This is a genomic window from Paenibacillus qinlingensis (genome assembly GCF_013204845.1).
Taxonomy (GTDB): Bacteria; Bacillota; Bacilli; order Paenibacillales; family NBRC-103111; genus Paenibacillus_E; species Paenibacillus_E qinlingensis.
The window spans coordinates 61,802-87,407 of sequence record NZ_JABMKY010000031.1; the positions used below are offsets into that span (position 1 = coordinate 61,802).

The following is a 25,606-nucleotide window of genomic DNA, read 5'->3' on the forward strand; positions in this document are numbered from 1 at the left end:
GGCAACTTTCAGCTATACATGCTTCATGATTTCTAAGGCAGCCGCTTCATCTGTAACTAGGACATCTTCTTGCCCATGTCGTAGTACAGAAGCAATTGCTTCTCCCTTGCTCTTCCCGCCAGCAACACCAATCACAACCTCAACACGCTGCAGATCTTCCAGTCGAAGTCCGACTGTCGGCATCTTATGAACCACATTTCCTTGGCGGTCAAAATAATAACCAAGCGCCTCAGCAAGTGCACCATCAGCTCTCAGACTGCTCGTAGTATCATTATCTACTTTACGTCTGCGTGCCATGACCATAGCATCTCCGATACCATGTACAACAATGCGACAACTGCGCACCGCGTTTACAACTTCCTGAATCTGTGTATCTTGAATCAACGATTGATACGCTTCTTCCCCAAGATGATCTGGGACATGCAGCAGCCTGTATTTCCCGCCAGTTTTCTTTGCCATAATGGACGCAATTGTGTTCGCTTGAGTATCCACACTTTCACCAAGTCCTCCACGTGCAGGAACGAACCAACTACCTTTCATCGAAGACGAGATAGCTAAGTTATTAGCAATCTGAGCCATGGTCGACCCACCTGTTACCGCGATGATATCATCTTTGGCGACATATTTACGTAAGGCGGCCGCGCCAGCGCGTCCAAGCTCTTTCTTCGTAAATACGGAAGTGTCAGAATCCCCAGGCACGATGATCACATTGGAGATGTGAAAAGCTTTGGCAATACTATCTTCCAAATCTGTTAAGCCAAACGCCATCTTAATGATCGGTTGCATATCTTCCAGCAGCTGACGACCAGACTCGCTGATCTTCATACCACTTGCATCTGATTCCAGAAGCCCTAACTCCTTCAGGAAATCGACTTCACCGCGCAGTACGCGCTCCGTCATGTCGAGTGAGGACGCTAACGTCCTTCGTCCGACAACACCGGAAACCAAGATGTGTTGCAGAATCGAGTAGCGTTTCTTCATGATGTCCATAAGATCAGGCATGAGCTGTTTTTGAATGTCTAGAATCTCTCTCATAGGACGACTTCCAACGCTCCCGATCCAATGTAGGACGTTTTTTGTCCCAGGTATACATTTTATGTCCCACCCGGGTGAAAAAAAAGTTCCTTGCTCAATTCCATATGTCACTTCTCTTTTACAGTTCTTATTATAACCATTTCTTCCGTAACATTCAACATTTGTTCAAACATTTTTCTGTAAATAGGCCTGTAAGGGCTTACCTCCTTGCTTTTTATGGAAAGCTGACTTATAATAACCCTTGCTTCACTTTTTCTAAACTAGCGCCCGTGGTCCAATGGATATGACGTAGGCCTCCGAAGCCTGAGATAAAGGTTCGATTCCTTTCGGGCGCGTCCAACAAATCAGCTACAAGAGTTACGGTTTAATCGCCAAATCAGCTCTGAAGCTGATTTTTTTTGTGTTTAGTTTGACCTTTCTTGACCTTCGGAGGTTTTTTCGTTATCATACTTGTAGATACTGTAAATAGTATGTACCCAATAGTAGGTAACCCAACCCCAAGGAGGTCATTCTCATGAGTTTTATTCCTATGGTCGTCGAACAGGACGCGCGCGGTGAAAGAGGATATGACATCTACTCTCGCTTGCTGAAGGACCGCATTATATTCTTAGGCACGGGTGTCAACGATGTTGTGGCAAATTCCATCATTGCTCAGTTGCTCTTCTTGGCCGCTCAAGATCCTGATAAAGATATCTCGCTTTACATTAACAGCCCAGGCGGCTCCATCACAGCCGGTATGGCGATTTTCGACACGATGCAGTTCATCAAACCAGACGTATCCACGATCTGCGTTGGTATGGCCGCTTCCATGGGCGCGTTCTTGCTCACAGCTGGTGCCAAAGGCAAGCGTTACGCACTGCCGAACAGCGAAGTCATGATTCACCAACCACTTGGCGGCGCAGAAGGTCAAGCCTCTGATATCGAGATTCGCGCTAAGCGTATTTTGAAAATGAGAGATAACCTGAACACGATCCTAGCTGAGCGCACGGGACAAACGTTCGAGCGTATTGAGAAGGATACGGACCGTGATAACTTCATGAGTGCGAAAGAAGCAGCCGAATACGGACTCATCGATAAAGTCATCGAGCGCGTCTAATTATTTATAAAAAAAACCAGCCGAATTTCATTGCTCACATGAGCATTGATGTTCGGCTGGTTTTTTGTTTGACTATTTCAAATCTTCCAATGGGTAGAAAATTAAATCAATCGGGAACGCGGAACCTGCTGGCGGTGTAAACTCAATATCCAGCGCTTCTTCCGTTCCTGTCGTGCGGGCTAATACTTCCAAGCCATCGAAAGCCGTAATGACACCGGAATACGGGACAGGAATGATTTCACCGTTGATTTTAAACGGCCCCTTGAACACGCCGCCTCTAGCCATGATCATCACAGCCATTTTGCGCGGCTTATCCGCGTGGATTTTATAGACCACACCATAATTCCCGCCATTCTCCACGACTTGCTTACGCATCACATCGTAGCCTTTGACGAATGGATCCGTCTTGTTATCTCCGATCGTTAATCGGGAAGCTTTGGTGAAGCTCGTGGCATCAATTTTCCATTCAATCTCGGAAACGGGGAAAGTACCGCGAACATGACCGTTAAAGGCGAGCAGAGGCAATTCCTTCACGATCGTTGGTGTCAGCATCTTATCCGTTGCGATAAAGGACATTTGAAGTTCGCCGTCTGTTTCGACATCATAGAACAAATTAACACCTTGACCTGGATAGAAATCTGGTAATTTGGCGTATACATAACTTGCTTTAGGCGGAACCGTCATTGTATCCGTGTATACGTTGTTTAGAAGAAAATCAACCGAAGCTTCGCTGCCGATCAAGTTCGCATAAACAGAAGGGTATACTTCGCCTTTGTTTGTCGTTTTAATCGTAATCGGCTTATCCGTATTGTTTGTTGCAAAGATAGCAAATGTCATCTTATTCGGTGTGCCATTGATATGATCCGCGTACAAACGTGCTTTACCATTAATATTATCTTGATACAAAATACCGCTCGATGTGAACTCTTCCGGGCTATCACTTACAAGCAGCGTGCGTCCTTGCACTTCTTTCACGTCTTTTGGAAGCAGCGGCAACTCATTAAAATGTGACCAGATGGTCGTCCAGTTCGTTTTGATGAATCCGCCAACAGGTTTCATATAAATCGGATACTCGACTTCTGACAAATATGGTTCATTAACGACAGTCACAAAGCTTTTGAACAACTTACTCACATGACCATGACCATCCTTCACCGTTAAGGTCACAGGGTATTGGCCAGCTTTGAAGAACGCCTCTTGTTTACCTGTCCAATCAAAGGATACAAGGCCTTCAGCATCTGGATCATAACTCAAATCCAAATACTTAACAGGCTCACCAAGCCTGTAGGTTGGCTTCGCAGTAGCAAACTTGGCCACTGGACGAGAATTGCTGTCTTGATCGATGTAGATGCCCTCAGGCGCTTTAAAATGCACGATCTCTACACGTCTCAGTTCACTATTGTAGGTGTATTTCGCACCCATGTAATCAGCCAACCATGTCAGCTTCACAAGCAACTTGCCATTCACAATAGCGGCTACGGACTTAAAGGGTACATCTACCCCATTCGTTGTTACCGTCTTATGATCGGAATCTAGCACGATGTTGTAGCCTGGAGGCGACATTTGAATCGTACGGGATAAATCGTTCCACTCTACTTGAAAGCCTAATGTATCACCTAAGAATTTGGCTGGAACGAATGTGCTTCCGTCAATAATTGTAGATGGGGACTCAAGATGAATCTGTTCCTGATTCACGAATGCTTCTGCCTTATCGATATAAAGTAAAATAAAGGACGAGCTTGTTGATACCGCATGCGCGGCTGGCGCAGTAATCGTACTAACTAGAAACACGAGTACGGCCAATAGGGCAATCATTTCTTTCTTTACTACATTCATTTTACTTCGGCTCCTTTTTCAAGCTTTGGATAAGCTCGCTACTTAGAAATACAAATAGCCTTATCCATCACGACCACGTTTATTAGACGTAGCCAAATGAAAAAGGTTGCCCTATACCACTAATTGTTAACAAATCTGACACTTTTAGAAAACTTGCGGTTTGCTTCTATAAACTGCAAAAAAGCCCCCTCGAAAGGTAGGCTTTTAAAGGATTATTGGTTTTCCAACTCTTCCTTACTGACTAATGTGACTAAAGCGTTTACAGCCTGCTCTGCATCCGAACCTTCTGCACTTATGAAGACTTCGGTCCCTGTGCTGATCGCAAGACTCATAATTCCCATGATGCTCTTCGCATTCACTTTCTTCTCATCTTTCTCAACAAAGATCTCCGATGAAAACTTATTCGCCTCTTGAACAAACAATGCCGCAGGTCTGGCATGAAGTCCTGTTCTCAACTTCACAACGACTGGACGTCTGGACATGGAACTAATTCCCCCTAGTGTGGAGCTTATATGGATTACTATTAATAACAGCGTTTACCTTATGTTTTAATATTATAGCATTTTTCCTTCAAGTACACTAGAAAAAATGCGAAAAACTTATACGAGCGTTGTACAGCCCGGGTTTATCTACGAATTTCGGTGTTTTTCGGCCAATTCGTCTATTTTCCGCAGGCGATGATTCACACCTGACTTGCTAACACTGCCCGAAAGCATGTCGCCAACTTCCTTCAAATTCAAGTCAGGGTGCGCAAGTCTAATCTCCGCAACCTCTCTTAACTTCTCAGGCAAGCTATCTAGACCAATCTCCCGTTGCAACAATCGAATATTCTCGATTTGCCTGACGGCTGCCCCGATCGTTTTGTTCAAGTTCGCCGTTTCACAGTTCACGATGCGATTAACGGAATTTCTCATATCTTTCATAATTCGGACATCCTCGAAACGCAGCAGCGCCTGATGAGCCCCAATGATACTGAGAAACTCGATAATTTTCTCGCCTTCCTTAACGTACAGCACGAACCCTTTCTTACGTTCAATGAATCGCGCGTTTAAGTCAAACTTATTCGCAAGCTGTGTTAAAGCTTTACAGTGTTCTTCATAAATCGAAGCAATTTCCAAATGATAGGAAGATCCCTCCGGATTATTGACAGAACCGCCAGCCATGAAAGCTCCTCGAAGATAAGCACGCTTGCAGCAATTACCGCGAATAATGTCCTTGTTAATCCCCGTCGTGAAGATAAAACCCTCCGAGACGATCTTCAAATCACTGAGCAGTTCCTGTACTTGGCCAGGCACCCTTACAATGTACACATTATTCTTCTTTAGACGCATTTTCTTACGCACGAGTAGCTCTGTGTGTGTATTATACGTCTTCTTGATCAGCGAGTAAATTCGCCGTGCAATCGCTGCGTTCTCCGTGGATACATCCAACACGACACGCTGACTTGTTAACTGTACAGCGCCATTCATGCGAATGAGCGCGGACAGCTCCGCTTTTTCACAGCATGACTCCGAATCATTAATTAACGTTAATTCTTTTTTGGTTGTTGCCGCAAAGGACAAGGGACTCACTTCTTCCTTAACAGCCAGCTTTCGACGAGCTGATAGATATGGTCACTCAATTTCTCTGCATCATGACGAAGATAGGTTCGGAATAAGACAAGTCGATCTGCAATGACCCGGTATCCTCTTTTCGTCACTTCATCCAAATCTAAATGAACCGCTTTTGAACCTTTTTCCGCATACTTGGCTTGCACCTGCGGTGGTATTTCACCATTATTCACGATCACATAATCAAACAAATGCTGACCTAAGTGATCATAAATCGCATCCAGATGATCGCTCACCGAATAATCATCGGTTTCGCCTGGCTGTGTCATGACATTACAAATGAACAATTTCACAGCATTCGATGCCACGATCTCCTTAGCAATCCCTGGAACAAGCAAATTCGGCAGCAAACTTGTATATAAACTGCCAGGACCGCACAAGATGGCATCTGCTTCGCGTATCGCTTGAACGGCTTCTGTGAGTGGCGTTACCCCTGCCGGTTCAATGAATACTTTCTTGATCCGTCCATCGGCCTTTGGAATTTTGGACTCTCCAACAACTAAAGTCCCATCCTCCATAATAGCGTTCAAAACAATGGCTTGATTCGAAGCCGGGAGCACTCTCCCGCGAACAGCAAATACGCGATTCATTTCTTGCACGGCAGTAACAAAATCACCAGTAATATCTGTCAGTGCCGCTAGTATTAGATTTCCCAGACTATGTCCGGCTAAACCTGTACCGTTCTGAAATCGATACTGAAGCATCAATGACAACAACGGTTCCACATCAGCTAACGATGTTAACACATTTCGAATATCCCCCGGAGGCGGCATTTGCAATTCACTACGCAAAATACCAGAACTTCCTCCATCGTCTGCAACGGTCACGATAGCTGTGATATCAACCGGCTTTTCTTTCAGTCCTCTCAGCATAACTGAGAGCCCTGTTCCACCGCCAATAACGACTATTCTGGGCTTACGTTGTAATTGACCAAGCTCCATACTTCTTTCACCCTCTTACTGACATAGCCGTCTATAAACGGTCCCGCTCGGAATCGCGATGACTTAAACGCACGGTCTCCGTCTCACTGTTCCCCATGACTTTGCCTAGATATTCCGTAATTGCAACCGATCTATGTTTACCTCCTGTGCATCCAATACCAACAACAACCTGGCTCTTGCCTTCCTTCTTATACTGAGGCATTAAGAAGTTCAGCATGTCGAGCAGCTTTGTCAGGAATTCTTGCGTCTCTGACCACTTCATTACATAGTCATACACATCGGGGTCCTGCCCCGTTTGCGGACGCAGTTGCTCCACATAATGAGGATTAGGCAGGAATCGCACATCAAAGATTAGATCAGCGTCAATAGGGACACCATACTTGAAACCGAAAGAGATTACGTTTATAGATATGCGATTCGTTTCTAGATTGGTGAACCGGGAAATAATTCTTTCCTTCAACTGCACGGGTTTCAGGCTGCTCGTGTCAATCACTTGCGTCGCCAGACCCTTGAGTTCTTCTAGCAACTTACGTTCAAGACCTATTCCCTCAAGCGGAGCCCCGTCTGGTGCCAATGGATGGCGGCGACGGCTCTCTTTGTAACGTTGAACGAGTGTACCATCAGTTGCGTCTAGGAATAAAATTTCATAGCTAAGCGTGTAATTTTCTTGGATATATCGTAAGGACTCTTGGAGCGCAGTGAAAAATTCACGTCCGCGCAAATCAATAACCAAGGCAACTTTGCCGATTTTCCCCATCGATTGCACGATTAATTCAGCAAACTTCGGAATCAGGACGGGAGGTAAGTTATCAACGCAGAAGAATCCAAGATCCTCCATGCTTTGAACAGCTATTGTCTTGCCTGCACCCGACATCCCTGTAATAATGACCAGTTTCGCTAAAGGGTGGTTTTCTTCCATGCATGACACCTTCCTTTGGGGTGCTTTCGCAGATCAGCTTTTCTTATCTACATCTGCGAACCCGGTCTAGCCTTCTAACGTAAATTCAATCCTGCGGCTCCAACAACACCAGCATCATTGCCAAGTGTAGCAGCAACGATCTCAACACCCTCAGCTGCAGCTTCTGGTGTAAATTTGATGAACGTTTCACGAATTGGTTGGAATAGAATTTCTCCTGCCTTCGAAACACCACCACCGATAATGAAGCGCTTAGGATTAATGACAACAGCCAGCGCTGCCATCGAACGTCCGATATAGTAAGCGGCGCGATTCACGATGCGCAATGCTACTTCATCTCCGCTTTTCGCATCATCAAACACATGCTTAGCTTCAATTTTCTCGTGAAGAGCTAGTGATGTACGCTCGCCGCGTTCCACTGCTTCCTTCGCCATGCGAACAATACCTGTCGCGGAAGAAACGGTTTCAAGACAACCCATTTGACCACAGCCACACTGAATAGCTTCAATATCAGGCACGATGGACATATGTCCAAGCTCTCCGGCCATACCAGCAGATCCTTGATAAATTTTACCGTTAATAATGATACCGCCGCCAACACCTGTTCCGAGCGTATAGCATACGACGTTAGGGATACCCGCCCCAGCTCCTGACCAAGCTTCGCCAAGTGCTGCTACATTCGCATCGTTATCAATTTTAACTTGTTTACCCAGAAGCGCTTCAAGCGTCTTCTTCGCTGGTACGTTATGCCATTGAAGGTTTGGTGAGAATTTCACGAAGCCTTCTGGAATATCCATAAATCCAGCCAACCCCGCACCAATTCCAGCTACTTGCTCCCATGAATAGTCGGATTCTTCGACAACTTGACGTACGTATTGCGCAATACGCTCAAGGACCGACTCTGCACCTAGTTCGGGTGAAGTTGGGCCTTCTAACGTTCTAAGAAGCTTACCTTGCTCATCACAAATACCCACTTTAATATTCGTGCCACCTAGATCTACACCGATATAAATTTGACTGGACATTACAAGGTCACCTCATGAATAATCATAAAATTTTCGGAAATTATTGGGGTCCCCGCAAAGTAATTGAAATATGCTTCGAAGGCTCTTCTTAACTTTGTGGGGTTTACTTACGCTCCTGTTCCCACTATAAGACAACACTGCCGGGAGGTCAAGATTCATAGCACCCTCTCTAAAATAGAAAACGTGGAAAGCATAGCCCTCCACGTTAACTGAATTGCCATAACGACTTATAAGGAAATGCTCCAGTCGTGTACGCTGTTGCCTTCAAGGAACTTCTCAGCTTCCAACGCCGCAGCACATCCGCTGCCAGCAGCTGTAATAGCCTGACGATATTTCGTATCTTGCACGTCACCGCAAGCGAAAACACCTGGGATATTCGTTTCTGTTGTTCCTGGCTTCACGACGATGTAGCCATGCTCATCCGTGTCGATTTGTCCACCGAGGAACTTCGTATTCGGCGTATGACCGATTGCTACGAAGATACCATCTGTTTCAAGGATTTCATCTTCACCTGTTTGGTTATTTTTCACTCTAAGGCCCGTAACACCTTTATCACCCGCTACAACCTCTAACGGTGTGTTATTCAGTGACCACTTCACCTTCTCGTTTCCACGAGCGCGGTCTTGCATAATTTTGGAGGCACGAAGCTCATCACGGCGATGAACCAAACGCACTTCTGAAGCGAAACGAGTCAAGAAGTTTGCCTCTTCCATAGCAGAGTCACCGCCACCAACGACGATAATCTTTTTGCCGCGGAAGAAGAACCCATCACACGTTGCACAAGTACTTACGCCGCGTCCGATGTTTTCTTTCTCGTTCGTGATGCCAAGCAATCTTGCAGACGCACCTGTTGAGATAATCAGTGTTTCTGTTTCGATCTCGCCAAGCCCTTCTACTTGAAGCTTAAATGGACGGTTCGTCAATTCAACGGAATTAACCCAACCTGTTTTGAATTCAGCGCCAAAGCGTTCAGCTTGCTTGCGCATGTTTTCCATCAATTCCGGCCCCATAATCCCTTCAGGAAATCCTGGGAAGTTCTCTACTTCGGTAGTTGTGGTCAACTGCCCACCTGGTTCTGGTCCTTCAATGACAAGGGGGCTTAGGTTCGCACGTGCCAAGTAAATGGCTGCTGTTAGACCGGATGGTCCTGTTCCTACTACGACTGATTTATACATATGATTTCCCTCCTAGGTGCTTTCCTTAGGAAAGCTCTCTTTAATTTGCGTAATTTTCATTGATTGCTCTGCCGTTGACGGCAAGAACAATTTGTTCATCTATATGTATGAAAGCCGAGGCTTTCATGATGCATCAAGCTCGGCTATCAAAGACTCGTAAACTTATTGAAAATTGCATCCATTTTCTCACGCAAGCCACAAGTATCATCGATATGCTTCACATGCCGACTGACTGTGGAAACCGTGACGCCATAGCGGGAAGCGACTTCCTGATAGGAAATCGTACGGCGATGCATTTTGGCAATTAAATATTCTAACGCCGCTGCCCATCCTGCTGATTTGTGAATCTTAGGCACGTTCGGGTACACCTTCGTCAGAAATTCAACCCATAGAATTTCTAAGTCATACTGTTGAACCATATCGTAACGCTTGTGCATATGTGATAGCGCTGTTTCCATTACTCGTTGCCATGTTGCATCCCACACGGGAAGATGAGGCGAATAAGGAGAAGCTTCTACCATGATGTCTTTATTCTCGAGATACGCAGGAAGCGACTCCCGAATGCCCATACTTCGCAGAACGAAAATGGCAACCTTCTTCAAGTAGTCATCCTCTTTATGATCCAGAATGAAATCCTGAAGCGCGTCTCTCACTTCGTTGTCCGCAATCAAGCCAAAGGCTTGAATAACTTGAAGCTTCGTTTCTACATCGCCATGTCGCAAAGCCCAAAAGAAGGATGACCGCACAAGCGGATCTTTCTTCAATTGATCAGGGATTCCTTGCGTTGACTTCTCAAGCGCACGGAACTGCTCCTCAAACGGCAGATGATAGTGATAGCTCCAAGTAAGCGGGAGCGCCGAACTCTCTCTAATCCGCAATTGCTCTAAGTAGAACTTCGAAATTTCAGCACCTGGATCTAGCTTCTGCACCTGCTTCCACAAGCGGTACGCTTCTGCGAAACGACCGATATGGCAGGCAGCAACAGCCGCATAATGGTACAAACAAGGATCTGTGCCCCCGTCCCCTGCCTTCAATAGACGCTTGAACAGATGGTAAGCTTTCTCATGCTGCGCAAGAATACCCATCGTCGTCGCCAGCTTGAATACATGTTCTTGCTGGAATGGATACGTCTTGCCTAACAGTGAAGTCAGCTCAGCTAGTTCCTTCTTGTTGCCAAAATGCTGATGGAAAATCGCCATATTGCAAAGTGCATGCAGATTACCAGGATCAATAACCAGCACTTCGCGGATCGTTTCCATCGCCTTCTCAAATTGGCCCATGTAGTAATAAGCCAGTGCCAGATTGTTGCGCGCGGCTGTGAAGTCAGGCTGCTTCTTCACCAACTTCTCCAACTGCCTTACGGCTTCTGCGAACTTACCTTCCTCAAGCAACGCACGGGCTTTATCATGCTCGAACAGCCCTTCTCGACTCTTGATGCTAGTGAGAGGGGCGGGACGATCAAGCTCGTAGCTCAGCATTTCCATCATTTCTTCGGATTCGTCCATGAATTGCCCTGTCGGGTCATTCTCCAAATACCGAACCAATGCCTGTTCTGCCTGCTCGAAGTTTTCCATGTTGGCATAGTTGTTCGCCATATAAAAGTGACATTCTGTCATCTCGGGATCGATGGTTTCAAGGATATGCTGCAAAATTTGGTTCGACTCGTCATAATTGCCCACTTCGGAGAGAACTCCTGCGAGATTGCAGTGATTCACAGGGTTATCCTGTTCATACTCTGCAGCCCGCCGGAAATATTTCAATGCCTTATCATAATGAAACCGATCCAAAGATTGAACCGCTCTCTCGAAAAAGAATGCGGCATCCATGTTAATTGAGATAACTTTTGGTTTTGGCGCTTCGGATTTGCGCTTTTTCTTTTCCATAGCAAGACACCTCCGGCAATTTGATTACACTCAAATTATACCATAGATCGCTAAGAAGCCAAAAACATTATCCGAAGGTAAGATTTGGACCTATACGCCGCCGTATTTGAATAGGGAGGATAGAGACCCACCGTCAGTAATAATACGAACCGCATCGGATAGTAAAGGCGCTACAGAAAGCACATTGAATTTCTCAGAGTGCCCCTCTGGAATCGCAATAGAATCCGTAATAATAACTTCTTTAATGCTTGGGTGATCCAACCGTTGCAGTGCTGGGCCAGAGAACACAGGATGTGTTGCACAGATGTAGACATCAAGCGCACCGCGTTCCTTCAAGCTTTCTACAACATTAACGATCGTTGTACCTGTATCAATAAGATCCTCGATAATGATTGGCGTGCGTCCAGCAACATCCCCAATGACGTGTGTAATCACGGACTCATTGTGCTCTGGGCGCTTCTTAATCATCATAGCGAAAGGCGCATCGAGAATGTTAGCCATTTTCTCAGCAGTAGTCGCACGTCCCGCATCCGGAGAAACGATGATGGGGTTAGGCAGATTCTTTCTTTTAATGCAATCACTAATCAGATCAAGCGCTGTCAAGTGATCCACAGGGATATTGAAGAAACCTTGGATCGCTGGCGCATGTAAGTCAATCGTAACAACACGCGTTGCACCTGCTGCACTGAATAAGTCAGCGACTAATTTTGCAGAAATCGGCTCACGTGGAGCTGCTTTACGTTCTTGACGAGAGTAACCATAGTACGGGATGACAAGGTTGATCGTTTTTGCAGATGCTCTTTTCGCCGCATCCATCATGACCAAAAGCTCCATCATATGCTCATTAATCGGATGGGAGAAGGTTTGTACCAGAAAGACGTCGCAGTTACGAATCGTTTCTTCGTAAAGGCAATAAATTTCTCCGCTTTTGAAACGTGATAGTTTAATTTGTCCTAGCGGTAGGCTGAGCTCTTTACAAATACTTTCCGCAAGCTTCGGATTCGAAGATCCGGAAAAAATTTTAACATTGTCGCTATGCATGGTTAATGGTTACCTCCGAAGGTTCATTAAATAGATTATATAGTCCTATTCATTATACATGATACGTGTCGAATTTAAAAAGTCACAAGATGTCGTTTTCGAGCAGAAAATGTGGCTATTTCGTTAAATCCAATCGCTTTTAATAGCTCTCTAGCCTCATCCAAATATTGAGACAACCGTTCCGGCTGATGCGCATCCGATCCTAGCGTTACCGGAATTCCCACCTTATGGCAATATTCCAACATGCGGCGGCTCGGAAACATCTCTTTACAAGGGTGGCGCAGGCCTGATGCATTCAACTCAATCGCAAGCCCATACTCTTTGACGGTATCGAGCGCCGCTTTCTCCAATTCCCATGTATCGCGATCTGGCACGTAACCAAAACGTTTGATCATATCGATATGACCGATATAGTCATACAGTCCGGTTCGGACTGCTTTCTTCACTGCCTCGTAGTATTGGGTATAAACTGCAAAAATATCCTTACCTTCCCAACCTGCCAGCTGCCTAAAATCTGAAATATCCCACTCGCCCAGGAAATGAACCGAACCGATCACATAATCCCACGGGTAAGCGTTAATAATGGCAGCAATTTCACTTTCAAAGCCTTCCACATAATCGCCTTCAAGTCCCACTCGAATATCGATCTGATCCTTGTACTTCTCCTTGAGATGTAGGCACTCTTCCACATAACGAGGAAGCTCCTCCATCGGCATCGCCATTTCCGGCCAATACGTTCGCGGGTCGACATGCAAAAGCGGCATATGATCAGAAAGCCCCAATTGGGTAAGCCCGATCTCGATGCCGCGTTTGACGTATTCCTCCAGTTCCCCAGAGGCATGACCGCAGCGCACATGATGTGTATGATAATCAATCAACATCGTGAATTCACTCCAGGTCGTTTACTTTATTTTTTGACGTGACGATTAGCTAACTCTTTCATAATATCATCCAATGGCAATTTATTATTACGCAAAAGGACCATTAAGTGAAAAATAAGATCGCTCGCTTCATAACGAAGCTCTTCATTGTCTTTATTTTTAGCTGCAATAATGACTTCTGCTGTTTCTTCGCCCACTTTTTTGAGGATTTTGTCGACACCTTTTTCGAAAAGGTAAGTCGTATACGCACCTTCAGGACGCTCCGCGTCACGGGAAGCGATAACAGCTTCAAGTTCAGCTAGAATAGCGAAACGGTCGCCGCCAGTAACCGCAGTTGCAGTTTCTTCTGCAGAACCTTCCACCGGAATGCTCGCTGTGAAACAAGTGTACGTGCCATTATGACAAGCAGGTCCTACTTGTTCAACTAACACTAATAGCGTATCCGCATCACAATCGTAGCGAAGTGTTTTTACCTTCTGGGTATGACCGGAAGTTGCCCCTTTATTCCAAAGCTCATTACGTGAACGGCTCCAGAACCAAGTGTCCCCCGTTTGAATCGTGCGTTGCAAAGACTCACTGTTCATGTAAGCCAGCATAAGAACTTCTTTGCTTACCGCATCTTGCACGATGGCAGGTACAAGCCCCTGTGCGTCATATTTAATTTGATCTACTGAAAATGTCATCGAATTTCAACCCCTTTACCTTTCAGGTCAGCCTTGACCCCGTCTATCGTTAATTCTTTATAGTGAAAAATGGTTGCTGCCAACCCCGCATCAGCCTTGCCTTCGGTAAATACATCGTAGAAGTGTTCCGCTTTTCCCGCTCCGCCAGAGGCAATTACAGGAATCGTCAGCAACTCGGATACCGCCCGTGTCAGCTTCAAATCGAAGCCATCTTTCGTTCCGTCCGCATCCATGCTCGTCAGCAAGATTTCGCCTGCACCTAACTCTTCTACGCGCTTCGCCCACTCCAGCGTCTTAATGCCCGTCGGTTTGCGTCCACCATGCGTGTACACTTCCCACTCGCCCCACTCAGGATTGAACTTTGCATCAATGGCAACCACGATACATTGGGAACCAAACTTCCGCGCACCATCCGATACAAGCTGTGGACCCAGTACAGCTGCCGTGTTGATTCCGATTTTGTCCGCACCCGCACGAAGAAGACGTTTCATATCATCGACACTTGAGATTCCTCCGCCAACCGTGAACGGGATTGTAATCTCGCCAGCCGTTTGACGGACAACCTCAACCATCGTCGCGCGCCCTTCAACGGAAGCCGAAATGTCGAGAAACACAAGCTCATCCGCACCCTCTTTATCATAAATCGCCGCAAGCTCTACGGGATCACCGGCATCACGTAAATTCACGAAATTTACGCCTTTCACCACTCGGCCATCCTTGACGTCGAGGCAAGGGATAATTCTTTTGGCTAACATGCTCAGCACCTCCTTGAGACTATTTTCACCTTATTTACACAGCGTCAAAAAATTACCCAACAGCTGCATACCGATATCGCCGCTTTTCTCAGGATGGAACTGCATGCCGTAGACGTTCTCACGACCAACGATAGCTGTTATGGGTTGATAGTAGTCTGTTACTGCCAACAAATCGGTTTCCCGCTCTGGCTTCGCATGGTAGGAGTGTACGAAATACACGTGCCCTTCTTCAATCCCTTTGAAAATAGGACTATCACTCTGCTTATAGCTCAGACGATTCCAACCCATGTGCGGCACTTTGTAGTCTCCGCGAAAACGTACAACCGTACCTGGCAGAAGCCCTAGCCCCTCATGCTGTCCATGCTCTTCACTGCTGGAAAACAATAGTTGCATGCCTAAACAAATGCCGATCATAGGCTTGCCAGACGCCGCATACTGATTAACGACCTCATCCAGTCCAGATTCGCGCAGATGCTCCATCGCATCACCGAATGCGCCAACACCAGGAAGGATAGCGCCTTCTGCTGCTAGAATTTGTTCCGGATCTCCCGTCACAACCGCTTCATAGCCGAGCCGCTCAACCGCTTTGCTCACACTATGTAAATTACCCATTCCATAATCAATAATGGCGATCATGCCTACAGCACTCCCTTCGTCGAAGGAACCCCCTGCACACGAGGATCAATCGTTGTTGCTTCATCCAGCGCACGTCCCAACGCTTTAAACACACCTTCGATCATGTGATGCGTGTTATCACCGTAATGCACAATAACATGCAAAGTAATACGAGCTTCTAGCGCAAATTTCCAAAGGAACTCTTTTACCAACTGTGTTTCAAAGCTGCCAACATTCGCTGTCGGGTATTCTGCACGGTATTCAAAATGCGGACGGTTGGAGATATCAATCACAACTTGAGCCAATGCTTCGTCCATCGGAACGAATACGCTCGCGTAGCGTTTGATGCCTCTTTTGTCGCCTAGTGCTTCACGCAGTGTTTGACCTAGACAAATCCCGATGTCTTCCACTGTGTGATGATCATCGATTTCGATATCGCCTTTGGCATCCACTTTCAAATTGAAATGACCATGCTTGGTGAATAAATCTAGCATATGGTTCAGGAAGGGAACATCTGTTTGGAGCTCCGAAACTCCTGTACCATCCACATCAAAGGAAAGCTTAATGTCCGTTTCATTCGTCCTACGGGCTACACTCGCTGAGCGCGTTCTTACTTGATCTTGTTCCGCCATCTAGCTCAACTTCCCTTCCTTTTTAAGTCTGATCTCTACCGCACGTGCATGACCTTCCAACCCTTCATTCCGAGCCAGCGTCATAATCATGTCTCCGTTTGCTAGTAAGGCTTCCTTGCTATAGTGAATGACGCTTGATTTTTTGAGGAAATCGTCCACATTCAGTGGCGATGAGAATCGTGCTGTGCCGTTCGTCGGCAGCACGTGGTTCGGCCCCGCGAAATAATCGCCGACAGGTTCTGTGCTGTAAGCGCCTAGGAAAATGGCACCTGCATTTTCAATGCGCGGCAGCCATGTGAAAGGATCTTGCACAAGCAGCTCACAGTGCTCCGGCGCCAAGCGATTGATCACGTCCACGCCTTCGTCGAGTGAGTCGACAAGCAGGATCGCGCCTTTCGTCGCTGTCGAGACGGCGGCGATGGCTTTCTTCGGCAGCACATCCAGCTGCCGCCATAGCTCTAGCCGAACCTCTTCGGCTAGCTCTCGGGAAGGTGTCACCAGAATCGACGGTGACATCTCATCATGCTCGGCCTGCGCCAGCAAATCGGCCGCAACGTACTCAGGATCGGCGTGTTCGTCGGCGAGCACGACAATATCCGTTGGTCCGGCGATCATGTCGATATCGACGACGCCGAACACGAAGCGCTTCGCCAGCGCGACGTAGATGTTGCCAGGGCCGACGATTTTGTCGACCGGCGCGATCGACTCTGTCCCGTAGGCCAGCGCGGCAATCGCCTGCGCCCCGCCTACGCGGTAGATCTCTTTCACACCCGCTTCGGCTGCAGCCACGAGAATATGCGGGTTAATGCCTTCTTCGCCCGCGGTGGACGGTGGCGTCACCATCGCGATCTCTGGCACCCCTGCGACGATCGCAGGGATGGCGTTCATGAGCACGGAGGATGGGTAGGCCGCCTTCCCTCCGGGCACGTACAATCCGACCCGCTTCAGCGGTCGGATGATTTGGCCCAGCAGACTGCCGCCCGGCTGCAGGTCCATCCATGAGTTGCGTTTCTGCTTCTCATGAAACGCACGAATGTTAGCGGCGGCTTGACGCAGCGCCGCTAGGAATGCGGCGTCGACTTGCGCATACGCCGCCTGGATCTCTTCGTCGCTGACGCGAAGCTCAGCGACTTGGACACCGTCGAACTGCTGCGCTAGGCGCCGCAGCGCGGTATCCCCGTCCTGCCGCACCTCATCGATGATGCGGCGGACGGACTCATTTTGCTCGGGTGAGCCGTATTCGACCTCGCGGTTTAATTGAAATTCGGAGGCGGGCATAATCCGCATCTTCATCTTCCTCTCATCTTTACTAACTCAAGCTACAGCTTCACAATTGGCAGTACGTCCTGCAACATATCACACAACCGTTGGATGGATTCGTTCTTCATCCGATAACTCACACGGTTCGCAATTAAGCGGCTCGTGATTTGAAAGATTTCCTCTTGTTCCACGAGACCATTTTCCTTCAACGTTTGGCCTGTCTCCACCATATCTACGATGCGGTCAGCTAGTCCGATTAAGGGCGCCAGCTCGATTGAACCATTCAACTTAATGACTTCAACTTGCTGTCCTTTTTCCCGGAAATACTGAGAAGCCACATTCGGATACTTCGTCGCAACGCGCGGGTTAATTACTTGTTTCCAATCCGGCAGTCCAATCACCGACATGCGGCACCGTGCGATTCCTAGATCAAGCAATTCGTAAACATTCCGATTTTCCTCCATCAGAACATCCTTGCCTACAACCCCTATATCGGCAACGCCATACTCCACGTAAGTAGGAACATCGACCGGTTTGGCTAAAATAAATTCCATCTTCGCCCCTGGCACAGGGATGATCAAACGGCGGCCTTCTTCCAGATCCTCCGGAATGGGCAATCCCGCTTTCGTAAACAGCTTCGCTGCTTGTTTATAAATACGGCCTTTCGGCATCGCTACTTTAAGAATGTCATCCACCGTTCCAACCTCCTCCAAACTTCCCTCATCTTCGCTGAGAGGCTATTCCGTTATCAACTTTATTACTCGGTATCCCGCTCTGTCTAGATCATTGCTTTGTTCCTTCGTAACAAGCTGTGTGATAACGATACTCACATTCTTGATTTCATCGCTCCGCATTTGCTTCGCTTGTTTCAACGCTTCCTCGCGATGCTCTGCATCGTAGGCGATAAGCACACGAGCTGGTTGTTCCACTTGTTCTTTACCTGTTACTTCAAGGATTCGATTCGTTTTCAACGCAAATCCTGTAGCTGGAGCTGGACGTCCAAACTGACTCAATAAATTGTCGTAACGGCCTCCACTGCAGACAGGGAAACCTAGTTCAGCTGCGTAGCCTTCAAACGTCATACCTGTATAGTAGGAGAAATCCCCAATCATTGTTAAATCAATCACAACGTGTTCGCTAACACCGTAAGCTTTTAGCACATCCCACACTTCGCATAGATGTCGAATCGCGTCCTGTGCAATTGGATGCTGGGAGACCATACGAGCTTGCTCACAGATCTCATCTCCGCCACGAAGCCTTAGCACGCCGTTGAGCTCACGCTCAACATCAGGCGCAAGGGAAAGTGTCTTAATCGCTTCCCGGTATCCGACATAATCGCGACCGAGTAAATGCTCTTTCAGGGAAAGCTGCGCATCCGTGCGGCCATCCAATGTTTCTTGGAATAACCCGTTCAGAAAACCTACATGACCAAGCGCAATCTTGAACTTCTCGACACCAGCTGCCTGTAGCGAAGCAATCGCTAGCGCCACAACTTCGGCATCCGCTTCCGATGTAGCATCACCGATTAACTCAACGCCAGTTTGATAGAACTCTGAATCTCTGCCCGCTTCTTCTTCAATGGAACGAAAAACATTCGAATGATAAGAAAGACGGAGTGGAAACTCTTGTTCTTTCAGAAGCGAAGAAGCTACTCGCGCGATAGGCGCCGTTAATTCCGAACGCAACACGAGTGTTTTCCCCTTGCGGTCAAGCAGCTTGAACAGCTTCTTATCCTCTGTCGAGCTTGCTACACCAACTGTATCGTAATATTCAAGTGTAGGTGTAATAATCTGGTTGTAACCCCAGCGTTCCATACAAGCCAGTACACGGAATTCTATATTTCTGAGTTTCGCAACCGCATCCGGCAAATAATCTTTCGCGCCTAACGGTTTTTCAAATACTTTTGGCTTCGACACCGTCTCACCTCTATAAGTAGGAGTATAATCAGTTATTTTCAATTTATTGTTTTTCAATTACTTTATCGCGTTAACGTGCTACCATACTACCAAAATAAAGAATGTACGGCTATTTTAACACGTATCTCTAGGACCGTCAATCGTCTACGCCTTGTTCAGCGCTTTAAGAATGGCATATAAACCCACTCTGCGTCAACTGTTCCACTACCTCCTTCAATGAGAAAACTGCCAGGGAGATTTATGGGGCGCGTTGAGGCGACGATGCGTGCCGGCAGTCTAACCTTAACTCGCAACTGCTCAACAATCGCATATACCGCGCCATCGAGTACAATCCCCACCCTAACTGGAAAACCTCCAGTTAATGCGGAATCAACGCTTTTTAGCGATTAGATGGATTTTCTACATCTATTTCCACCGAAAGTAGCTCGCCGAGCTCAATTAGCTGAAATTAAGAACAGAAAATCCATCTATTTACTTTAACCGCTGGAATCCTGTCTATTTAGATGTATATAATCCAGTTATTTGCCTTCCCTCTTAGGTAGCTAGAAGTCTTCAGCCAACCTACGGATTCATGGTGCGCGTTGGGACACCGAGGAATTTCCCCCCAATAAGAAAAGGCATGCTGCGGCGGCAGCATGCCCTCTTTAAATCAAATCTGATTAATCTTCCTCTACAGGTCCATTCGGTGTTTTACCTCCACCATTAGGTGACTGCAATTGACCACCATTTGGAGCTTTGTTTCCATTTATGCCGTTACCATTTCCGTTGCCGTTTGGCGACTGTAATTGTCCATTTCCATTTCCGTTGCCATTTCCATTCGGCGCTTGTCCGTTTTGCCCGTTACCATTTCCATTTCCGTTGCCATTCGGAGCTGGTGTTGCTCCGCCGTTCGGCGCTGGCGTTTGGCCGCCATTTGGTACGGGCTTTGGTCCACCATTAGGTCCTGGTGCTTGAGTCGCACTCGGTCCTTGACCTTGGCTTCCTCCGTTACCGCCACCTTCGAACTTACCGCCGCCAGTGCCGTTACCAGCACCTTGACCTTTGCCTCCGCCGGTGCCTCCACTGCCACCTTGGCCTTTGCCTCCGCCGGTGCCTCCACCGCCGCCTTGGCCTTTGCCTCCACCGCCGCCTTCGCCTTTGCCTCCGCCGGTGCCTCCACCGCCGCCTTCGCCTTTGCCTCCGCCAGTGCCTCCACCGCCACCTTGGCCTCCGCCTCCGCCAGTGCCTCCACCGCCGCCTTGGCCCTCGCCTTCGCCAGTACCTCCACCACCGCCTTGGCCTTTGCCTCCGCCGGCGCCTCCACTACCGCTTTGGCCCTTACCTCGACCTTTACCGCCGCCTTGCCCCTGGCCTACACCCTTAAGCTTCATATAGCTATAGGTAATGGACTCGAGCGTGCGATTATCAACGGCGCCGGTTATCGGCAGCCCGTGTTTTTTCTGAAAATACTTTACTCCTTGCACAGTTGCATTATCGTAGTAACCGTTAATATCACCAGAATAGCTTCCCAGTGATTTCAGCATCCCTTGGATTACGAACACATCGGGTCCGTTCGCTTCCTTGCCTACAGCCAAGCTCGTGGTTGGCAAGGATAACATCAGCATAAAGGCTAATATCACTACACCTACATGCTTTCCTATCGACCATTCAAAGTTACCTTTTATCACTTTTGTGTTTTTACTACGATTCCAATGCTGCACTTCATCGACACCTTCCCTTAACCTATAATTTCACTGCGTCTTTACTATTCCCAATATGTCACTTTTATTAGTCGCTTTCTTGAGATTCTATATTCACAAATTGAAGGCTTCGTTTTCCTCATTACAATAAAAAAAGGACCCAACATCACAACGATGTTGAGTCCCACTACATTGTAGTTCTTGTACTAAGCACTGCCCGACCGAATAACCTGCATCGGATTACCTGCTACGAAGCTATTTGGAGCTACGTCCTTATGGACGACAGATCCCGCGCCAATAATCGCATAATCCCCAATCGTCACTCCGGGCAAAATTGTCGTATTCGCCCCCACCATCACATGAGATCCAATGCGTACATCACCTAACCGATATTCCTTTGTCAAATACTCATGAGCCAGGATCGTCGTATTATAGCCAATGATTGTATTGCTCCCAATGTAGATCCGCTCTGGGAAAAACACATCTACCATCACCATCAAGGCAAATGCTGAGTGCTCTCCAACCGTCATTCCAAGAACATGACGATAGATCCAGTTTTTCAACCGCAACGATGGCGAATAACGGGTGATTTGAATGAAAACGAAATTTCGCATCGCCTTCCACTTACTCACCGTTTGGTATATTTGCCATAACGCATTGGGGCCATCTACGGGATACTTCTCAGTCTGCCTCAATCAACTTTCACTTCCGACGATATCCCAACTAACGGCAACAGATCAAACATATCATCAACAATATGGTCTGGGTTGTACTGCTCCAAATAAGAGCGCCCCTTCCAGGACCAGGACACACCAACAGATGTAACTCCTGCATTTTGAGCAGCCTCAATATCATAATGACTATCGCCTACCATCATCGCTTCATCAGGTGAGCTACCTAGCTCTTTAAGCGCTGCAAAGATACCCTCGGGACTCGGTTTTGGTTCTTTTACATCATCCACTGTTACAATAGCGCTGACGTAAGAGTCTAATCCGCAAAGTTTGAGACCCATCAACGTGGTAAGTCTGATTTTACTCGTCACGATACCGATTTTGATACCTTTTTCATGAAGCTTCGCCATTACCGTACGCACGTTCGGGAACTCCTGCACAAGCTCATCATGTTTAGCAAGATTAAATGTACGATACTTCGTAATGAGCGCTTCAACTTCTTTCTTACCTGTAAAAAACTCCATTTGCTCCACTAGCGGGCGCCCCATATTCGGAATAATAAGCTCCCGACTAATAGGTTCCGGTGTTTCGCCATCCAAGCTATGCAAGAACGATTGTACAATTAACTCATTCGTGTCTACAATCGTGCCATCCAAATCAAATAGTACGGTTTGAATCATAGTTAACTCCTTTATCTGTCTCTTCTTCATTCACTACTTTGTTTTTATCCAGCGCCAGCGAAGATACAATCGGATCCGAGTAATGCTCTTTGGCATAACCCTTTTTCCTTCTAATGGTAATCATGGTCACAGCCGCAATGACAATCAGCAGTGCAAGCAATTGGGAGAATCGAATATTCCCTCCATATGTTAGTACGCCAGGTTCAAACACGACTTTCATAGGTGACCATAAAGCATTCATCAAAGATGCTAACCAACCTGGTCCCGTGATATCCAAGCTGTCGGTACGGATTCCTTCAATGAAGAAACGACCGATCGAATACCAGATGAAATAACTTAGAAACAGCTCTCCCGCCCTTAAAAACGGCCTACGACGAAGGACGAACAAGACAAGCAGACCTACAAAGCTCCATATGGATTCATAGAGAAACGCAGGGTGGTAGAAAGTCCCCTCGATATTCATTTGATTCACGATAAAATTCGGTAAATGCAGGCTATCTCGCAGAAACGACTCTTCTACAGGACCACCGTGAGCTTCCTGATTCATGAAATTGCCCCAACGACCAATCGCTTGTCCAACAATCAGACCCGGCGCAAGAATATCAGCAATTCGAAAAAAGTTGTATCCTTTGGCCCGAATATAGAATGAAGTACCGATAATAGCCCCGATCAGAGCGCCATATATGGCAATCCCGCCGTGCCATATCATGAATACTTCCCATAAGTTATCCTTATAGTCTGCCCACTGGAAAGCCACATAATAAATTCTTGCCCCAATAATGGCAGAAGGAACCCCTATTAATAATAAATCCATAAAGAAGTCAGGTACGATTTTGAAACGTTTCCCTTCCCTGATAGCCAACATTAAACCGATTAATGCGGCCGTTCCTAAAATAATGCCATACCATCGGACATGAATCGGCCCGAGGGAGAATGCAACACTTTCTAACATAGTTTCACTCCCTTAGTTTATGAGCTTTTCAACAACGGTCAATCAAAATCCTCAAAATCTTCATTCAACGATTCCGTCAGCTTATTCGTAAACTGCAGTGCCGCGTTATACCCCATCCGCTTTAAGCGATAATTCATCGCAGCAACTTCAACAATGACCGCTAAATTTCGGCCTGGTCTTACAGGTATCGTAACTAGAGGCAGATCTGTATCAATAATCCGCGTGAGCTCCTCATCTAAGCCCAAGCGATCATATTGTTTCTCTTGCTGCCAGTTCTCCAATTTCACAACAACCGATATCTTCTTCACATTACGAATCGCGCCTGCGCCGAATAATGTCATGACATTGATGATACCTACGCCGCGGATCTCAAGTAAATGACGAATCAACTCCGGGGCATTACCGGTTAATACTTTATCGCCATTTTGCCTAATTTCTACCGCATCATCCGCAATCAGGCGATGCCCCCGTTTCACAAGCTCGAGCGCAGTTTCACTTTTCCCGATCCCGCTGCTACCGGTAATCAACATGCCTACACCGTAGACATCAACAAGTACACCATGGATCGTTGTACTGGGAGCAAGCTTATTTTCAAGAAAGCCAGTTAATCGACTTGCAAAAATCGTCGTTGATAGCTGCGTTCTTAGCACTGCCAGATCACGCTTAGTCGCCTCTTCGAGCAATTCAACGGGAACATCCAGTCCTCGCGTTACAATAATACAAGGTGTTTCCTCAGAGGCACACAGCTGTTCAACCCGATTTCTCCGAACACCCGTCGTCAACATCTCTATAAACGTAATCTCTGTTTTACCCAACATCTGAATTCGCTCTTTGGGATGGTAATTGAAATATCCAGCCATTTCAAGACCAGGGCGATATAAGTCACCCGTAGTAATCGGACGCTTCAGTCCACCCTCTCCTGCTAACACTTCCATATGTAGCTGTTCCATCATTTCGGAAACCTTTACCTTTTTGGCCATTGTCCTAACTCCTCCGAATTTGCTTATGTACCATATGCTTTCCCTTGTTGCACGCAGGCTTCCAATAGTTTCATCGTAATGGAATACCTAATTGAAATCAACTATTGTGTTCATGAACCTCAAAATAAACAAAAAAACCAGCCGATAACGGCTGGCCTTTCAGTACAATCTTATAGGTTTGGGTTAACCAAAATGGAAAGTGTTGATTCTTTATCGAAGAAATGAACTTTGTTCATATCTAGTGCCAATTTAACGTTAGTACCTTCTTTGATTCCGGAACGACCGTCAACACGAGCGATTACTGTGTTAGCGCCGATACCGTTCAAGTACAAGTACATTTCGTGACCCAGGTTCTCAGTCAATTCAACGTTAACGTTGAATACTGTGTTCGGGGAAGCTTCCAAGAATACTGGCTCTTCGTGAATATCTTCTGGACGAACTCCCAGAATCACTTCTTTGCCAACGAATCCTTTGTCTTTAAGAACTTGTGCTTTACCAGCTGGAACTTCAACGTTGACAGTACCTGCTTTGAAGAATACACCGCCGCCTTCAGATGCCAATGTTCCGGACATGAAGTTCATGGATGGAGATCCGATGAAACCAGCAACGAACATGTTCACTGGGAAGTTGTAGATTTCTTCTGGTGTAGCTGCTTGTTGAATAATACCTTTATCCATAACAACGATACGATCGCCCATTGTCATTGCTTCGATTTGGTCATGCGTTACGTAGATCGTTGTAACACCAAGACGTTTTGTAAGTTTTGTGATTTCCGCACGCATTTGTACACGAAGTTTCGCATCCAAGTTGGAAAGCGGCTCATCCATTAAGAATACTTGTGGCTCACGAACGATCGCACGACCCAAGGCAACACGTTGACGTTGACCACCGGAAAGAGCTTTTGGCTTACGATCGAGCAAGTGAACGATATCTAGAATTTTCGCTGCTTCGCGAACGCGAGCATCGATATCAGCTTTTTTGAATTTACGAAGTTTCAATCCGAATGCCATGTTTTGATAAACAGTCATATGCGGATAAAGAGCGTAGGATTGGAATACCATCGCGATATCGCGATCTTTTGGAGCTACGTCATTTACAAGGCGGTCTCCGATGTAAAGTTCACCTTCAGTGATTTCCTCTAAACCTGCGATCATACGAAGAGTTGTGGATTTTCCGCAACCGGATGCACCAACAAGAACTACGAACTCTTTGTCAGCAACTTCAAGATGGAAATCTTTAACTGTTGATTCTTCTGCACCAGAATATCTTTTAACGATATGATTTAAACGTACGCCTGCCATGATTTCATTCCCCCTACAATTTATCGTTCAAATGCTTTATTTA

26 protein-coding genes and 1 tRNA gene are annotated in these 25,606 nt (G+C 46.7%); 2 read left to right on the forward strand and 25 right to left on the reverse strand.

The genetic code is table 11. From position 1 onward, the window contains the following. Nucleotides 1-12: 12 nt before the first annotated feature. On the reverse strand, nt 13-1,035 hold the full coding sequence (locus tag HQN88_RS33375) for a sugar-binding transcriptional regulator (RefSeq protein ID WP_173120403.1): 1,023 nt from the start codon (nt 1,033-1,035) through the stop codon (nt 13-15). Nucleotides 1,036-1,298: 263 nt separating this feature from the next. Between HQN88_RS33375 and HQN88_RS33380 the strand changes: the two genes are divergently transcribed. Further along, nucleotides 1,299-1,370 (forward strand) — tRNA-Arg (locus tag HQN88_RS33380). A gap of 179 nt (nt 1,371-1,549) precedes the next feature. Then, on the forward strand, nt 1,550-2,131 hold the full coding sequence (clpP, locus tag HQN88_RS33385) for an ATP-dependent Clp endopeptidase proteolytic subunit ClpP (RefSeq protein WP_028555559.1): 582 nt from the start codon (nt 1,550-1,552) through the stop codon (nt 2,129-2,131). Nucleotides 2,132-2,203: 72 nt separating this feature from the next. On the opposite strand, the gene HQN88_RS33390 is transcribed toward clpP, so the two are convergent. The 24 genes from HQN88_RS33390 to HQN88_RS33505 all read right to left on the reverse strand — a co-directional run bounded on the left by HQN88_RS33390 (nt 2,204) and on the right by HQN88_RS33505 (nt 25,563). Further along, complete coding sequence (locus HQN88_RS33390; protein ID WP_173120405.1) at nt 2,204-3,967, reverse strand: copper amine oxidase N-terminal domain-containing protein; 1,764 nt, start codon at nt 3,965-3,967, stop codon at nt 2,204-2,206. Between the two features lie 212 nt (nt 3,968-4,179). After that, nucleotides 4,180-4,449: an HPr family phosphocarrier protein gene (locus HQN88_RS33395; RefSeq protein ID WP_028555561.1), complete on the reverse strand. Its 270-nt coding sequence runs from the start codon at nt 4,447-4,449 to the stop codon at nt 4,180-4,182. 147 nt (nt 4,450-4,596) lie between these two features. After that, nucleotides 4,597-5,529: a DNA-binding protein WhiA gene (gene whiA / locus HQN88_RS33400; protein WP_173120407.1), complete on the reverse strand. Its 933-nt coding sequence runs from the start codon at nt 5,527-5,529 to the stop codon at nt 4,597-4,599. A 5-nt stretch (nt 5,530-5,534) separates the two neighbouring features. Beyond that, complete coding sequence (locus HQN88_RS33405; RefSeq protein ID WP_173120409.1) at nt 5,535-6,518, reverse strand: gluconeogenesis factor YvcK family protein; 984 nt, start codon at nt 6,516-6,518, stop codon at nt 5,535-5,537. A 31-nt stretch (nt 6,519-6,549) separates the two neighbouring features. Beyond that, on the reverse strand, nt 6,550-7,437 hold the full coding sequence (rapZ, locus tag HQN88_RS33410; protein WP_173120411.1) for an RNase adapter RapZ: 888 nt from the start codon (nt 7,435-7,437) through the stop codon (nt 6,550-6,552). Between the two features lie 74 nt (nt 7,438-7,511). Further along, entirely contained in the window at nt 7,512-8,459 is a 948-nt protein-coding gene (locus tag HQN88_RS33415; protein WP_173120413.1) for an ROK family glucokinase, read from the reverse strand. 227 nt (nt 8,460-8,686) lie between these two features. Then, nucleotides 8,687-9,634, reverse strand: a complete 948-nt coding sequence (gene trxB, locus HQN88_RS33420; protein ID WP_173120415.1) for a thioredoxin-disulfide reductase — start codon at nt 9,632-9,634, stop codon at nt 8,687-8,689. Between the two features lie 146 nt (nt 9,635-9,780). Next, on the reverse strand, nt 9,781-11,517 hold the full coding sequence (locus HQN88_RS33425) for a tetratricopeptide repeat protein (RefSeq protein ID WP_173120417.1): 1,737 nt from the start codon (nt 11,515-11,517) through the stop codon (nt 9,781-9,783). A 90-nt stretch (nt 11,518-11,607) separates the two neighbouring features. Beyond that, a complete protein-coding gene (locus HQN88_RS33430) occupies nt 11,608-12,558 on the reverse strand; it encodes a ribose-phosphate diphosphokinase (RefSeq protein ID WP_173120419.1) in 951 nt (316 codons plus the stop codon). 74 nt (nt 12,559-12,632) lie between these two features. Continuing rightward, on the reverse strand, nt 12,633-13,439 hold the full coding sequence (gene hisJ / locus HQN88_RS33435) for a histidinol-phosphatase HisJ (RefSeq protein ID WP_173120421.1): 807 nt from the start codon (nt 13,437-13,439) through the stop codon (nt 12,633-12,635). Between the two features lie 26 nt (nt 13,440-13,465). Then, entirely contained in the window at nt 13,466-14,122 is a 657-nt protein-coding gene (gene hisIE / locus HQN88_RS33440) for a bifunctional phosphoribosyl-AMP cyclohydrolase/phosphoribosyl-ATP diphosphatase HisIE (RefSeq protein ID WP_173120423.1), read from the reverse strand. After that, a complete protein-coding gene (hisF, locus tag HQN88_RS33445; protein WP_173120425.1) occupies nt 14,119-14,877 on the reverse strand; it encodes an imidazole glycerol phosphate synthase subunit HisF in 759 nt (252 codons plus the stop codon). The genes hisIE and hisF overlap by 4 nt, the downstream gene beginning before the upstream one ends. Nucleotides 14,878-14,907: 30 nt before the next feature. Beyond that, entirely contained in the window at nt 14,908-15,513 is a 606-nt protein-coding gene (gene hisH / locus HQN88_RS33450; protein WP_173120427.1) for an imidazole glycerol phosphate synthase subunit HisH, read from the reverse strand. Nucleotides 15,514-15,515: 2 nt separating this feature from the next. Next, entirely contained in the window at nt 15,516-16,124 is a 609-nt protein-coding gene (hisB, locus tag HQN88_RS33455) for an imidazoleglycerol-phosphate dehydratase HisB (protein ID WP_173120429.1), read from the reverse strand. After that, the gene (hisD, locus tag HQN88_RS33460; RefSeq protein WP_173120459.1) at nt 16,125-17,411 is read right to left on the reverse strand and encodes a histidinol dehydrogenase; all 1,287 of its coding nucleotides are present in this window, start codon (nt 17,409-17,411) and stop codon (nt 16,125-16,127) included. Nucleotides 17,412-17,443: 32 nt separating this feature from the next. Continuing rightward, the gene (hisG, locus tag HQN88_RS33465; protein ID WP_171629322.1) at nt 17,444-18,079 is read right to left on the reverse strand and encodes an ATP phosphoribosyltransferase; all 636 of its coding nucleotides are present in this window, start codon (nt 18,077-18,079) and stop codon (nt 17,444-17,446) included. Between the two features lie 42 nt (nt 18,080-18,121). Further along, nucleotides 18,122-19,300 carry an ATP phosphoribosyltransferase regulatory subunit gene (locus HQN88_RS33470; RefSeq protein WP_173120431.1) on the reverse strand — a complete coding sequence of 393 codons (1,179 nt, stop codon included), beginning with the start codon at nt 19,298-19,300 and terminating at the stop codon, nt 18,122-18,124. A 155-nt stretch (nt 19,301-19,455) separates the two neighbouring features. Continuing rightward, on the reverse strand, nt 19,456-19,638 hold the full coding sequence (locus tag HQN88_RS33475; protein ID WP_173120432.1) for a hypothetical protein: 183 nt from the start codon (nt 19,636-19,638) through the stop codon (nt 19,456-19,458). Between the two features lie 321 nt (nt 19,639-19,959). Continuing rightward, nucleotides 19,960-21,000, reverse strand: a complete 1,041-nt coding sequence (locus HQN88_RS33480; protein ID WP_274318866.1) for a peptidoglycan-binding domain-containing protein — start codon at nt 20,998-21,000, stop codon at nt 19,960-19,962. A gap of 185 nt (nt 21,001-21,185) precedes the next feature. Then, nucleotides 21,186-21,674, reverse strand: coding sequence for an acyltransferase (locus HQN88_RS33485; protein WP_173120434.1), 489 nt, complete (start codon nt 21,672-21,674; stop codon nt 21,186-21,188). Further along, nucleotides 21,671-22,330 (reverse strand): pyrophosphatase PpaX, encoded by a 660-nt coding sequence (gene ppaX, locus HQN88_RS33490; protein ID WP_173120436.1) that lies wholly within the window; start codon nt 22,328-22,330, stop codon nt 21,671-21,673. The genes HQN88_RS33485 and ppaX overlap by 4 nt, the downstream gene beginning before the upstream one ends. Continuing rightward, nucleotides 22,308-23,282 carry a prolipoprotein diacylglyceryl transferase gene (gene lgt / locus HQN88_RS33495; RefSeq protein ID WP_173120438.1) on the reverse strand — a complete coding sequence of 325 codons (975 nt, stop codon included), beginning with the start codon at nt 23,280-23,282 and terminating at the stop codon, nt 22,308-22,310. Before lgt ends, ppaX begins: the two co-directional genes overlap by 23 nt. 38 nt (nt 23,283-23,320) lie before the next feature. Continuing rightward, on the reverse strand, nt 23,321-24,262 hold the full coding sequence (hprK, locus tag HQN88_RS33500) for an HPr(Ser) kinase/phosphatase (protein ID WP_173120440.1): 942 nt from the start codon (nt 24,260-24,262) through the stop codon (nt 23,321-23,323). Nucleotides 24,263-24,432: 170 nt separating this feature from the next. Next, nucleotides 24,433-25,563 (reverse strand): ABC transporter ATP-binding protein, encoded by a 1,131-nt coding sequence (locus tag HQN88_RS33505; RefSeq protein WP_173120442.1) that lies wholly within the window; start codon nt 25,561-25,563, stop codon nt 24,433-24,435. Nucleotides 25,564-25,606 lie beyond the last annotated feature (43 nt).